The organism is Microcystis sp. M_OC_Ca_00000000_C217Col (assembly GCF_007095585.1).
Taxonomy (GTDB): Bacteria; Cyanobacteriota; Cyanobacteriia; order Cyanobacteriales; family Microcystaceae; genus Microcystis; species Microcystis panniformis.
Genome location: NZ_SFBV01000347.1, coordinates 1 through 12914, shown reverse-complemented (window position 1 = coordinate 12914; position 12914 = coordinate 1). Strand labels below are relative to the sequence as shown.

The following is a 12914-nucleotide window of genomic DNA, read 5'->3' as shown; positions in this document are numbered from 1 at the left end:
TTTAGTTTTTCTATTAAGCTCAACATATCTTTCAAAAGTTCGCGTTCACTTCTCATTTTACAAAGACAGTGATCGCTTTTACTTTTGATATTCTGATGGGAGAATGAAACAGCCCTACCCGACATCGGGGGGGTGTGGGGAGAAACAATTCATAACTTGAGAGTTAATCACACTATTAAAAACGGATTTGGTATTAACTCTTAATCAGAAAAATATCGCCCAAAAATTCCCCTTTTTAACGGAAATAAAAAGGGGAGAAAATATCAGATAGCCTTACAATTCAGTCATCCATTCCGTATGGAAAAACTCACCTCTGGGTTTATCGGTACGTTCATAGGTATGAGCGCCAAAATAATCCCGTTGTGCTTGGGTGAGATTTTGCGGTAAATTGGCCCGACGATAACTATCAAAATAGTCCAAAGAAGAACTAAAAGCCGGGACGGGAATTCCCAACTTATTAGCTAAGACTAACACCTCACGCCAAGCTTCTTGGCGATCGAGGATACTTTGCTTAAATTCCGGCGCTAACAACAAATTCGGCAGGCCCGGATTTTCCGCAAAAGCCTTGCGAATTTTATCCAAGAAACCGGCCCGAATAATACAGCCGCCCTTCCAAATCCGGGCCGATTCCGGCAGACTGATATTATAGTTAAACTCCTGAGAAGCTTTAGCGATTAAAGCCATACCCTGGGCATAGGAACACATTTTCGAGCAGTAAAGAGCATCACGCACCTTATCCACAAATAGTGCCGCATCCCCCGGATAGGTTTCCCCAGGTCCGGGTAACTCTTTGGCGGCTGCCACCCGTTCATCCTTATAAGCGGACATCACGCGAGCATTAACCGCAGCATAAATGGTCGGAATTGGCACCCCCAACTCCAAGGAACTTAATACAGTCCAGCGTCCTGTTCCCTTTTGTCCCGCCGAATCCAAGATTAAATCTATCAGATGATGACCAGTTTCCGGGTCAACATACTTAAAGATATCGGCGGTAATTTCAATTAAATAAGAATTAAGCTCATCGGTGCGGTTCCACTCGGCGAAAGTTTCCTGTAACTGCTGATTGCTTAATCCTAGACCATTTTTCAGTACATCGTAGGCTTCCGCAATTAACTGCATATCGCCGTACTCGATGCCATTGTGAACCATTTTCACATAATGGCCCGCACCACCAGATCCCACATAGGTGACACAGGGACCATCATCGACTTGGGCGGCAATTTTAATTAAAATCGGCTCTAATTCCCGATAGGCGAACTCTGTACCCCCCGGCATCAGGGAAGGACCGTGCAGAGCGCCTTCTTCGCCACCACTGACTCCCATGCCGACAAAACCCAGTTTAGTGGTCGATTCTAGGTCGCGGGTGCGTCTTTCCGTGTCCTCGTAGAGGGAGTTACCGCCATCGATAATCATATCTCCTTCTTCGAGAAGGGGTTTTAATTGTTCGATCACGGCATCCACCGGCGGGCCAGCTTTTACCATGACCAGAATTTTGCGGGGACGCTCTAAAATTTGGACGAATTCTTCTAAACTATAGGCCGCCTTGACATCTTTGCCGACGGCGCGAGTTTCCATAAATTCTTTAGTTTTGCTGGCGGTGCGATTGTAAACAGCGATGGGAAAACCCCGACTCTCCACATTGAGAGCGAGATTTTCTCCCATGACAGCTAGTCCGATAACACCGAAGGTACGTTTAGTCATAGAAATTCAGTCTTGGCTGATGCGTTCTTCTTCCCCTTTTAGCGCCTACTTTCCCTAAGATAGCTAAACTTTCCCTATTTCTTAAGCCTTGACTAATCAGTGATCAGTGATCAGTAATCAGTAATCAGTGATCAGATTTGGGTTTTCAGTGAACAGCATTAAGTGAGGAGTGTTACAGCGTTTCTCCTCAAGATGAAGTGTAATCCAAGTAGATAGGTATTAAAAACTTTCAGATCCCCCCGCCTATCGGCACCCCCCTTATCAAGGGGGGCAGGGGGGATCGAACCTAAAATCCATTTTTAATTTAATTATAACCAGCTACTTAATTTGGTATCATCCCCAGACGACTGGCTACTGTTGCCCGTTCCCTAAAACCAGAGACTTCCTACCTCACCATTAAGATAACTGCTATAAATGGCATTCACTGATGACTGAAAAACCCCCAAGCGCAGAAAAATTAATGCTAATGTTAAATTAAATTAAGAAAATCCTCATTCTTGTTATATGCAGTTAACTTGGCTTGATAGTAATTCTTGGTTAATCGAAATCGGGGGAAAACGCCTGCTTCTCGATCCTTGGTTGGTAGGTTCCTTGACTTTTGGTAATTTAACTTGGCTATTTGAGGGCAAAAAAACCGCTAATCATGCCATTCCCGAACATATCGATCTGATTCTTCTCTCCCAAGGTTTGGAAGATCACGCCCATCCTCCTACTTTACAGGTACTTGATCGCCAAATTCCCGTGGTGGCTTCTCCTAATGCCGAAAAAGTGGTTCGAGCGCTTAATTATACCCATCGCATCCCTTTAACCCACGGCTCTAGTTATATCTTTGACAATGCGATCGAAATTACTGCTGTCCCCGGTTCTCCAATCGGGCCGACTCTAGTGGAAAATGGTTATGTTATCAAGGAATTAGCGACAAATCAGAGTATCTACTACGAACCCCACGGTTATCATTCTCCTAGCCTCGATTCTCTTGGTAAAATCTCCGTGATTATTACTCCTTTGATTGACTTAAAAATACCTTTCCTCGGACCGGTAATCAAAGGACAAGAAAGTGCCTTAGCAGTTTGTCAACGCTTGCAGCCCGAATATATTATTTCTACGGCTGCCGGTGGTGATATCGAGTTTAAAGGATTATTGATGGCGGTGTTAAGTGCTGGGGGTAGTCCCGAATCCTTTCAAGAATTATTAACATCCCATGACTTGCCGACAAAGGTAATTGATCCTCGTCCTTGGCAACCTTTTACGGTGGAATTAGGCGAGTGCGTTCCGGGTTTGAGCTAATCTGAGTTAAGGGAAGAATAGAAAAAAGTTAAAACTTTCTTCCCGATTTTTATCTAAAAAAGTAGAATTTTTGTTATAAGTAGATAGGTATTAAAAACTTTCAGATCCCCCCGCCTATCGGCACCCCCCTTATCAAGGGGGGCAGGGGGGATCGAACCTAAAATCCATTTCTAATTTAATTATAACCAGCTACTTATCTTTGCCTGCTACAGATGACATTAATTGTTTGAAAAAACTGGCTCTCTTGAATATTGGATGTAAAATGGGTAAAACCCCACACCCCACACCCTACCCCTAGGAAAAACTTTTTGCCGCAAACCCTAATTAAAAGTGGCTCTTCTCTGCTAAATTGTCTATGAATCAGTTGCCCTTATTTTCTCAATCCAAATCAGTGCGAGACTTTTATCAACCTGATGCCGAAATAATTCTTTATCAAGGAGATAGCAATAATTTTATCAAGACTATACCAGATAATTCTGTGAGCTTGATTATTACTTCTCCTCCCTACAATTTAGGAAAAGACTACGAAAAAAAAATCTCTTTGGATACTTATCTGGAAACCCAAACCAAAATTATGCGAGAATTCTCTAGAATCTTGCAAGATAATGGCAGTATTTGCTGGCAGGTGGGAAATTTCGTTCAAGAGGGAGAAGTTTATCCTTTAGATATTTTTTATTATCAGCTATTTAAACAAATGGGTTTCTTTTTAAGAAATAGAATTGTCTGGCATTTTGGTCATGGATTACATACCTCTAAAAGATTTTCTGGCAGATATGAAACTATTTTATGGTTGACAAAAACCGATAAATACACCTTTAATCTTGATCCAGTGAGAATCCCCGCTAAATATCCCGGTAAGCGTCATTTTAAAGGTAAAAATATCGGTAAACCCTCTGGTAATCCTTTAGGGAAAAATCCCAGCGATGTTTGGGAGTTTTTAGCACAAGAATGGGATGAGTTACTTTGGGATATTCCTAACGTTAAATCTAATCATCCAGAGAAAACTATTCATCCTTGTCAATATCCAATCGAATTAGTAGAAAGATGTGTTTTAGCCTTGACAAATGAGGGGGATTGGGTTTTTGATCCCTTTGCTGGAGTCGGAACTTCTCTGATTGCTAGTATTATGCACAATCGTCGAGTGATGGGGAGTGAAAAAGAAGCAGAATATGTGAAAATTGCTAGGGAAAGAATCACCGATTATTGGCAAGGAAATCTCAAAATTCGTCCTTTAGGAAAACCTATTCATCAGCCTAATGGTAAGGAAAAAGTTGCTCAAATTCCCGAAGAATGGCACAATAATATATAGGAAGTAACACTGAATCTCCCCCCCAGGTAGATGGATTCATGAATCCATCTACTATGAGTTGATGCTAAATCTGGTTATTAAAAACTGATTATTTATTCCCCCTGTTGCCTTTTGCATGAGTAGAAAACGGGTTTCTCCGAGAAACCCGTTTTCTGTGCGTTACTCAACGGATTTAGTATAACTCATCTGACAATGATTGATAAGTTTTTTTGTCACCATTTTTAGAGAAAACTTTGCAGAATTGTGGCGGTTTCTTGACCAGTTTTTTCCCAACTAAAAAGCTCGGCGCGTTGGCGACTCAAGAATTTTAATTTTACGCGTAATTGTTCATCAGTAGCGATTTGCTGCATTGCCTCTCTCATCTCATCGATACTATAGGGATTAATTAAAATTGCCGCCTCTCCTGTGACTTCTGGGAGAGAGGAAAGATTAGAAGTAATCACAGGAGTTCCACAGGCGATCGCTTCTAGTACAGGTAATCCGAAACCTTCCCAAAGGGAGGGATAAACTAAAGCAGTTGCTTGGTTTAAAAGTTGCGGCAATTCTTCATAGGAAACATAGTTTAAAAATTGCACTCGTTGAGAGATTGATAATGCTTCTACCTGTTGCTGTAGAGCCGGGGTAAAACGGGGGTCAAATTGACCGACAATTAATAATTGATATTCGGGATAGATTTGGGAAAAAGCAGTAATTAAACGACCGAGATTTTTATGAGGATCATAACGACCAAGATAGAGAAAATAGGGACGAGTCGCCAGATTTAGAGGACGAAAATTATCAGAATCATATCCAGAAAGAATCACGGTTATTTTGTCAATAGGTATGTTAAAAAACTTATTAATATCGGCGGCAGTTGCTTGGGAAACAGCGATAATATGTGTGGCTTTTTTCAGGACTTGGGGTAAATAGTATTTATTATAAAAAGTTAGGGGAGAAAATTTTGGAAATCGCAGGGGAATTAAATCATGAACTGTGACAATATAGCGACAATTTTCATAAATAGGTGCTTCGGGAATGGGGGTAAATAGCAGGGAAGACTTCAATTGTTGATAGGTTTGATAGAGTTGGGTTTCTGTCCAAATTAAGCGCCTAATATTGCCTTTGGTTCCCTGCTCTTGGGTGAGGTTTGCCGACACAGGATAGGTGTTAAAATCTGGGTAACTATTAGAAGTGATTAGGGTAGGATTTAAGTTAGCTAATTGGGGAATTGTATTTTTAGTATAGGTAGTCAATCCAGTATATTTAGTACCGAGAAAAGCGAGATTGATTAATAATTGATGATTCCTATTCATAGATATTAGCTAGTTAAGTAGGTAGGTGTTAAAAGTTGTCAGACACCCCCCTTATCAAGGGGGGATTAAGGGGGTATCTGCACCACCCTTATCAAGGGGGGATTAAGGGGGTATCTGCACCCCCCTTATCAAGGGGGGATTAAGGGGGTATCAGCACCCCCCTTATCAAGGGGGGATTAAGGGGGTATCAGCACCCCCCTTATCAAGGGGGGATTAAGGGGGGATCCATCTTCAATTTAATTATAACTACTTACTTATTATAAAAGAGAACGATAAGCTTTTATGGTAGCTTGTGCGGTTTTTTGCCAAGAGAATTTTACTGCTTGTTTTTTTCCTTTAGTGATTAATTCTTGACGGAGAGAGGTATCACTAATCACCTGATAGATTGCTGCGGCAATTTCTAGGGGATTATCGGGATTAATTAATATTGCCGAGTCTCCGGTGACTTCGGGTAAGGATGCAGTATTAGCAGTTACCACAGGACAACCTAAAGTCATCGCTTCTAAAACTGGTAATCCAAAACCTTCATAAAAGGAAGGATAGACAAAAACATCAGCTTTTTGATAATAATCCGCAACTAAGTCATCAGCAAGATAATCAAGATGTTGGATACTATCTCGGAAGGGAGACTGAGATATTTTATCGAAAATTGGTTGATACTTCCATCCTTTTTTGCCAATCAGAATCAGATTATGGTCTAATTTATACCTGTCCTTGAGATAGTTAAAAGCGGTGATGAGATTAATAATATTTTTTCGTGGTTCTAGGGTACTAACAAAGAGTAAATAGGGTTTAGTGATAGTTCGGGATGAGGGAGGATTGGGGAGAGAAGAATAACGACTTGCGAGGGGAGTAACAAAAATTTTCTCTGGGTTCACATCTAAATATTCGATAATATCTCGTTTGGTACTTGCGGAGTTAGCAATAACTAAATCTGTCCATTGTAGAGATTGTTTAATCCGTTGGGTGTAGGTTTTGACAATCCCCGTGACAAACTCAGGATATTTAATAAAAGTAACATCATGAATAGTCATAACTTTGCGACTCTGACGACAAGGATACACCACATGATCCAATCCGTGGAGAATATCGGGAGAATCAAGAAAGTTTTCTAGATAGGGAATTAGAGGATTAGGAAATCGGGTTAAGATATTGCTAAGACTGACGGGAATTGGTAAACATTTAACCTCTGGATAGGATTGTAGTTTTTCAGGAATAGAAAGATTACCCCGCAGCCAGTTTTTTACCGATGGTTGAAAACAGAGGGACAGGGAAAAGTTTTCTTGGTTTTGTAATTTAGCTAATTCGGCAATCAGGTGATAAGCATATAATCCAATTCCACTAGGATTCTGTCTTATCGGTGTACCATCAACTAAAATTTTAAGCATTTGCGGTTAGATAAGATTGACGGGATAGATATTTTTAAAATTACAGATTCAATTGTCAATTTTGCTCGCTTAGGACAAGATTAAAATCGGCAATAAACTCCACCCTAATAGTTAATCTTACCCTATAACGTCCCTAAATAGCAGCTTTTTTGGGCTAGGTTACAGGGAATACTTAATTTATCGGGCAATTTTTTCGATTATTGTCCCCTCACCTACCCTATTACTATGATTGTCAACGGGTACTTATAAGCTAAGACCTATTTTAATAGGCTATCCTTAGATTAGCTGCATCTCCTTGACGAGAAACACTGTAATTAGTTATAATCAGGGAACAATAGCTTCTCCGTACTTGTGGTGAGCGGAAAAAGTTATCTCAGGGATGAAGTAGTCCCCTACAGAACCACTAACATCGGGTAATGCCGAAAAATCTTGATTAACTAATGTCTTTACTATGTTTAATCCCTTAGTATCTTTTAAATCTTTAGAAGGCCATGAAGGTGAGGTTAAATGTCTAATTTTTTCCCAAGATGGTCAATTTTTAGCTAGTGGAGATAACGAGTTAACTGTTATTGTTTGGGATTGGCAAAAGAATCAAAAATTTAGTTTACAAGGACATGAAAAAGCCGGTTGGTGGGATAAGGGAATCAACTCTGTTGCTTTTAGTCCCTGTCAAGGATTTTTGGTTAGTGGAGGAGATGATCAAACTGTAAGAATTTGGTCACTGGAAACTAAAGAATTAATCTCTACCTTAACGGGACACCAAGATAAAGTTACAGCAGTAGCTGTTCATCCCGATGGGGAAATTATTGCTAGTGGTAGTGAAGATAAAACGGTGAAAATATGGTCAGTAAAAACTGGAGAAATTCTTTCTACTTTACAAGGTCATAGCGATAAAGTCCTAACAGTTAAATTTAGTCAAAATGGTCAATTTTTAGCCAGTGGTGGCGGCGAAAATGACAAAACGGTAATTATCTGGAATCTGGCAGAAAAAAGCAGTATTACCTTAAAAGGTCATTCCGATTGGTTTGGAGGTATTTTATCGGTAGATTTCGGCAGTAATAACAAATTTTTAGCCAGTGGCAGCAAAGACAAAACTATTAAAATCTGGGATATTAAAAGAGGTACAGAGGTAAAAACTCTCAGCGAACATAGTGATCATATCAATTCAGTTAGTGTTAGTCCTAATAATCAACTATTAGCCAGTGGTAGTGATGATAAAAGATTAAAATTATGGGATTTAAAAGCAGGAAAAGCCATTATTTCTATTCCCCATCCCCAAAAAATCTATTCCGTTTGTTTTAGTCCCGACGGTAATTATATCGCCACGGCCTGCCAAGATAAAATCGTTAGAGTTTATGGCACTTCCGAACTCCAATCTTTAGCAAGTTGAACAATCTTTGAGCGGGTGCATCTCATTTTTGTAAATCTACTAAGTTGGGATTTTTAAAGGCAAACTATCTGCCAAAATTGATCGTTACTTCCGATTTTATTACTCAATCCCGACTCTTGGGGAGTTCTACCCCCCAAACCCCTAGGGTTGATTCATCGTAGGGTTGATTCATCGTAGGGTTGATTCATCGTAGGGTTGATTCATCGTAGGGTTGATTCATGAATCAACCCTACCCGAACCCCGGAGCGCATGAGCTTTTCGGTGGGATGCTTACACGCAGCTGCTGATATATTTGTAATAATTTAAGAGTCACTAATAATTGCTGATTGTCGATATTTCTGCAAATGTGATACTAAATCCGGTTATTAAAAACTGATTATTTATTCCCCTTTGCATGAGTGCCTCTCCTCATAACTGGCCTGTACTCAACGGATTTAGTATAATTATCTACTAGAGATCGCTGCCGGTTTGTTCCTCTCGGAAGTAAAGCTGATATAATTGACAGCTAGGCTGGGCTAGATCGCCTTTTAACTGAATTAAACCCATACTTTCCAGTTTATAGGCAGTAATCGGTTCTAATCGCGCTCCCTTATCGGAAGAATTAACCACTTCCCCCATCCCTGTCAATAATTCCGGCTGTTTTTGCAGACTATCCCAGTGATGACGCAGGTGTGCCGCATAAATTCCCCCTTGGGTAGCAGCATTAGGGAGAATATTTTTTTCCCCGCGCACCCGCGCTTCCAGGGCCAAACGGCTAAGATAGGGATGACCAGCAACTAGAGCGATTAAATCCTGGATAAAACGCTGATTATCTTCATTTTTAGGCAATCCGTAGCTACTAGCCAAGTTTTCCAGTTGTTCGAGGCTAAAACCGGGTAATTTAATCGCACGGCCGACATTAAAGGGAGATTGATTAGCGTCCAATTGAATATAGATTTCCGTGGAATTAGCAATCGCTAACCGCAAATTCTGCCAGATTTCTAAATTATTAGCTTCTTCGTGCCAACAGCGCAAAAGCGGCAGAAAATCCCTAGCGATGTCGGGATACTCGAAAATTCTGTCTAAATTATCTAGGGCCAAAAAAACAGGCCCGTTAATCTGTTCCAAAAGATAGGACTGAAAATAGGTTTGACAACTGATTAAACTGCCAAATAGTTCCTCGTCCCAATATTCATCTAATTGAGGCTTTAAACCCAATTCTCGGCTGACATTTGCCGAAAACCAACGACAAAATCGGTCTAAACTGGCAAACATCGCCTTTTCTGCCACTTGACAATTAATATAAACTGTGCTATGTCCCCAACTATCTGCCTGAGCGAGCAGATGTTTCAGGAGAGAAGTTTTACCAGTCTTTTCGGGGGATTTAATGCGAATAAGTGACCCTGGACGATTAATTTCTTGATAACAGTCGCTTTCGACGGGAGGGCGGCTAATATAAGTATCTATAACTGATTTTTCTGCTAGTATCGGGGTGGGGTGATTTTTACATTCAGGATATTTGATATCTTTGAACCATTCTCGGAGGATTTGGAACTTACCCGGCCCTTTACTACCTAATTCGAGTTCGGGACAGCCATTATCTTTATCTGCCGAGAAATAGCTATAGATTTTAGTCATCTGTTTTTTATAGGTTTCATGGCTGGCAGCCTCGGCCATTTCCCAAATTTCCTCATCCGGTTTGCGCCAATTTTCGTAGGCAAAACGAACCAAAAAAATTTCCTTTAATTTGCCTTGAACACCGTATTCTCTAGCTAGATGTTTGAGAAACTCGTCCCATCCCTGTGGTTTCATCCCGTTCTACTTTATTCTACTTATATTCCCTTTTTTTCCATGTTAACCCCTTTTTCCCTCTTGGCAATGGGACTGACATCCGAGAGAAAACGCTCTATGGTAAAAATAGGTCAATTACCTGATGGTGTCTAAGGGAGTAAAACCATGAAAATCTCGTTAACCTTGTTTGTTGTGGCCTCCTTGCTGTTAGGTTCAATTCCTCACACTTTAGCGGTTAATAGTCAAGATAACCATTTTGACCATTCCTCTTGGCCGCTAAGTTTACAAAACCGTGACTGTAAGGGTGATAAGGACGATAATTGCAATTAGTACTGATTATCTCGGTTAAGGTTATTACTGTGTATCCCCCACCGATGAAAAAATCGTGGTCGGGATTTTTTTTATGAAATCGCCTGTAATTCCTCTAAACGTGCTAAAACTTCGGCACTGTGAATGGCAGGATTTACCCCTAAATAAATCTCTTTTAAAATCCCATCGGGATCGATAAGATAGGTATGACGCAGGGAAACATAACCCATCCAAGAACCATAAGCTTTACTAACATCTCCGGTAGTATCTGCCAGCAAAGGAAATTTTAAACCCTCCGAGTCACAAAATTCCGCATGAGAATCGACATCATCGGCACTTACCCCTAAAATCTGCGTATTTTTAGCCATATATTTCGGCAAATCCTGCTGAAAACGCCGCGCTTCTAGGGTACAGCCAGGGGTAAAATCCTTGGGATAAAAATACAAAACTACCCACTTACCCCGATAGTCCGATAGGGAAATATTTCCTTCTCCCGTGTTAGTCGGTAGGGTAAAATCGGGTGCCGGTTGATTTAAAGGGGGTTGGGGGCCTCCTAAGGCGTTAGCATCGGGAATAAAGGCAAAAAATGCCAGAATTACTGCAATTAAAAAACTCAACAGTTGACGACGAGACATAATCAGTTATCAGTTATCAGTTATCAGCTTTTGGTAGTTTTTTCCATGTAGTGAAATGCGCAAGGGAATTTTGCATCCACAATTGGTGTAAAACCTTTGCAAAGTAAGGCTTTCCTAGTTCACAGGGTACGGGAAGCGAAAAGATAAAATTCTGAAAATCCAGCATCCTGTGCGCTTATTTTACAGCTTTTACTGCCTTATTGCCACAAAAATTTCACTGCTTCACAACGGGGTCAAACGCTACCTTTTCCGTGGTTGAGGCTCCACTGACTTTGATACACCACTAAGCACGACCCTTTACAGATATAGCCAAGGCATAGTTTGACGAGTCAAGACACGAATTGCGTATTTCAACTGTTCGGAACGACTATTATAGTCTTTTCCTTCAAAATGTCCCGCAATACCAGAAAATTTCGGTTCAACCGGAAACCTTTTACAAACATTAGCCGATTGTGATGCTAAATTAATAGCTTGATAATATCGATGTTCACTATAAAAACAACCCTGCTGATGATTTTTGTGCATCGGCTGCAGGTATCTTTCATAGAAGTATTTGCTAAAGACAAGGAAACGAGTATCTGCATAAGAAGGATTATTTTGTTTGTTCCGTAATTGTTGCAAAATTGGCCACTTAAAATCACACAAACATTCAAATTGATGTTTAATCGCCTCTAAAATATCGGTCATATTAAGCAGATAAATTCTCCCAGTTATCTTGGCAATATAAGAAGACTCTTTTATTAGTGCTGATTTTAAAATTCCCTCCTCTATTAATAAGGTTTCGCCGTAACCTTTGCCAAAATCACGAGGAAAATCATTGGCATCTAGTGAAATAAACTCAATTTGTTTGTTATGGGGATTTTCTTGAGTCGTTTCTTGCAGTCGCTCAAGAGGCCAACCAGAATTTTCCACAAATAGTATTTTTTTGATACGAGGATGAAAATTAATATAATACTTCAGGGAATTGTAGTAATCTTCCTGTCTTTGTTCAGGAACATTTGGATAGGCATTCGGCATACCTTTAACATTAATTGTTGCCGTTAAAAGTAAGACTAATTCCTGCTCTATATTTAACCAACCAGCTTGAGAATTTGTTCCTAATCCATTCATAACTTATTATCCCAATTAGTGAGTAACATTGACTAATTTTTTCAAAATCTTCTCTCCTCCTATAAAAAAAGAAGATTAGGTAATCGACTAGGGTTTTGTTTCCTCCAAACTTGTGAGGGAAATTCTAACACAAGCCTTGATTCCTTGCCAGTCACGCTCTGATCAATGTCCAATCACAGCTAAATTTGCAGATGGTGGCAAAGTTACGATAAAACAACGAAATATCGAAGCGACCCGTAACCCTGCCCAGACCCAATCCTGAAGCGCATAATCAGTAATTCCTAGCACTTTTGACTGAGTTGTGATCAGTCCAACTATTACATCAGGTCGAAGAGAGTGGTAAGTCTCTGATGACAAAACCACAGCCGGACGGCGCTTAATTCCTGTCACACCGGGAAAATCAACTGTCACCACATCTCCAGTGGAAAACGTCACCAATTAACCCCCCTCCACATCAGAGAAAGTTTTGGCCGCATAGTTTAGGGAAAAATTGACAAGATCGATCTCATCCTCCTCAGTCCAGGTATCACTCTGATCTAGCGATGGTTGTTGTTGTTGTCCGACAAGTTCATTGAGAATGATTGTGGCCAATCGTAAACGTTCCCCAGTTGACATCCTCGCCGCCCTAAAAGTGCGGCGATTCCTAAACCTCACGATTTAAGTTTCTGCTTCCACCACCGTCGCATACCACAGTTAAAAAACCATGTACTGTCTTACACAGAG

12 protein-coding genes are annotated in these 12914 nt (G+C 40.5%); 4 read left to right on the top strand and 8 right to left on the bottom strand.

Annotation, left to right across the window (positions count from 1 at the left end; all coding sequences use genetic code 11):
- Nucleotides 1-273: 273 nt before the first annotated feature.
- The gene (gene gnd, locus EWV66_RS22370) at nt 274-1701 is read right to left on the bottom strand and encodes a decarboxylating NADP(+)-dependent phosphogluconate dehydrogenase (protein ID WP_072927396.1); all 1428 of its coding nucleotides are present in this window, start codon (nt 1699-1701) and stop codon (nt 274-276) included.
- A 504-nt stretch (nt 1702-2205) separates the two neighbouring features.
- Between gnd and EWV66_RS22365 the strand changes: the two genes are divergently transcribed.
- A complete protein-coding gene (locus EWV66_RS22365) occupies nt 2206-2988 on the top strand; it encodes an MBL fold metallo-hydrolase (RefSeq protein WP_052277494.1) in 783 nt (260 codons plus the stop codon).
- 355 nt (nt 2989-3343) lie between these two features.
- Entirely contained in the window at nt 3344-4297 is a 954-nt protein-coding gene (locus EWV66_RS22360; protein WP_052277493.1) for a DNA-methyltransferase, read from the top strand.
- Nucleotides 4298-4518: 221 nt separating this feature from the next.
- Here EWV66_RS22360 and EWV66_RS22355 read toward each other — a convergent pair whose 3' ends face one another.
- Both EWV66_RS22355 and EWV66_RS22350 read right to left on the bottom strand, forming a co-directional pair.
- Nucleotides 4519-5589, bottom strand: a complete 1071-nt coding sequence (locus EWV66_RS22355; RefSeq protein ID WP_052277492.1) for a glycosyltransferase family 4 protein — start codon at nt 5587-5589, stop codon at nt 4519-4521.
- A gap of 257 nt (nt 5590-5846) precedes the next feature.
- Nucleotides 5847-6977 (bottom strand): glycosyltransferase family 4 protein, encoded by a 1131-nt coding sequence (locus EWV66_RS22350; protein ID WP_052277491.1) that lies wholly within the window; start codon nt 6975-6977, stop codon nt 5847-5849.
- A 451-nt stretch (nt 6978-7428) separates the two neighbouring features.
- Between EWV66_RS22350 and EWV66_RS22345 the strand changes: the two genes are divergently transcribed.
- Nucleotides 7429-8367 (top strand): WD40 repeat domain-containing protein, encoded by a 939-nt coding sequence (locus EWV66_RS22345; protein WP_185237475.1) that lies wholly within the window; start codon nt 7429-7431, stop codon nt 8365-8367.
- Nucleotides 8368-8817: 450 nt separating this feature from the next.
- Here EWV66_RS22345 and EWV66_RS22340 read toward each other — a convergent pair whose 3' ends face one another.
- The gene (locus EWV66_RS22340) at nt 8818-10158 is read right to left on the bottom strand and encodes an AAA-like domain-containing protein (RefSeq protein ID WP_287107326.1); all 1341 of its coding nucleotides are present in this window, start codon (nt 10156-10158) and stop codon (nt 8818-8820) included.
- Nucleotides 10159-10302: 144 nt separating this feature from the next.
- On the opposite strand from EWV66_RS22340, the gene EWV66_RS22335 reads away from it, so the two are divergent.
- On the top strand, nt 10303-10467 hold the full coding sequence (locus EWV66_RS22335; protein WP_002786421.1) for a hypothetical protein: 165 nt from the start codon (nt 10303-10305) through the stop codon (nt 10465-10467).
- A gap of 71 nt (nt 10468-10538) precedes the next feature.
- Here the strand turns inward: EWV66_RS22335 and EWV66_RS22330 are convergent, their stop codons facing one another.
- The 4 genes from EWV66_RS22330 to EWV66_RS22315 form a co-directional block, all read right to left on the bottom strand.
- Nucleotides 10539-11081 carry a peroxiredoxin gene (locus EWV66_RS22330; RefSeq protein WP_002786420.1) on the bottom strand — a complete coding sequence of 181 codons (543 nt, stop codon included), beginning with the start codon at nt 11079-11081 and terminating at the stop codon, nt 10539-10541.
- Nucleotides 11082-11378: 297 nt separating this feature from the next.
- Nucleotides 11379-12191 carry a hypothetical protein gene (locus EWV66_RS22325; protein ID WP_052277488.1) on the bottom strand — a complete coding sequence of 271 codons (813 nt, stop codon included), beginning with the start codon at nt 12189-12191 and terminating at the stop codon, nt 11379-11381.
- Between the two features lie 162 nt (nt 12192-12353).
- Entirely contained in the window at nt 12354-12602 is a 249-nt protein-coding gene (locus EWV66_RS22320; RefSeq protein WP_223210312.1) for a type II toxin-antitoxin system PemK/MazF family toxin, read from the bottom strand.
- Nucleotides 12603-12629: 27 nt separating this feature from the next.
- Nucleotides 12630-12806 (bottom strand): hypothetical protein, encoded by a 177-nt coding sequence (locus EWV66_RS22315; RefSeq protein WP_167341558.1) that lies wholly within the window; start codon nt 12804-12806, stop codon nt 12630-12632.
- Nucleotides 12807-12914: the final 108 nt, after the last annotated feature.

What these genes read in the sequence shown, in the direction of transcription:
- gnd (WP_072927396.1), bottom strand. Translation starts at nt 1,701, where the DNA reads ATGACTAAACGTACCTTCGGTGTTATCGGACTAGCTGTCATGGGAGAA.
- EWV66_RS22340 (WP_287107326.1), bottom strand. Translation starts at nt 10,158, where the DNA reads ATGAAACCACAGGGATGGGACGAGTTTCTCAAACATCTAGCTAGAGAA.
- EWV66_RS22345 (WP_185237475.1), top strand. Translation starts at nt 7,429, where the DNA reads ATGTTTAATCCCTTAGTATCTTTTAAATCTTTAGAAGGCCATGAAGGT.
- EWV66_RS22360 (WP_052277493.1), top strand. Translation starts at nt 3,344, where the DNA reads ATGAATCAGTTGCCCTTATTTTCTCAATCCAAATCAGTGCGAGACTTT.
- EWV66_RS22350 (WP_052277491.1), bottom strand. Translation starts at nt 6,977, where the DNA reads ATGCTTAAAATTTTAGTTGATGGTACACCGATAAGACAGAATCCTAGT.
- EWV66_RS22335 (WP_002786421.1), top strand. Translation starts at nt 10,303, where the DNA reads ATGAAAATCTCGTTAACCTTGTTTGTTGTGGCCTCCTTGCTGTTAGGT.
- EWV66_RS22365 (WP_052277494.1), top strand. Translation starts at nt 2,206, where the DNA reads ATGCAGTTAACTTGGCTTGATAGTAATTCTTGGTTAATCGAAATCGGG.
- EWV66_RS22355 (WP_052277492.1), bottom strand. Translation starts at nt 5,589, where the DNA reads ATGAATAGGAATCATCAATTATTAATCAATCTCGCTTTTCTCGGTACT.
- EWV66_RS22325 (WP_052277488.1), bottom strand. Translation starts at nt 12,191, where the DNA reads ATGAATGGATTAGGAACAAATTCTCAAGCTGGTTGGTTAAATATAGAG.
- EWV66_RS22330 (WP_002786420.1), bottom strand. Translation starts at nt 11,081, where the DNA reads ATGTCTCGTCGTCAACTGTTGAGTTTTTTAATTGCAGTAATTCTGGCA.
- EWV66_RS22315 (WP_167341558.1), bottom strand. Translation starts at nt 12,806, where the DNA reads ATGTCAACTGGGGAACGTTTACGATTGGCCACAATCATTCTCAATGAA.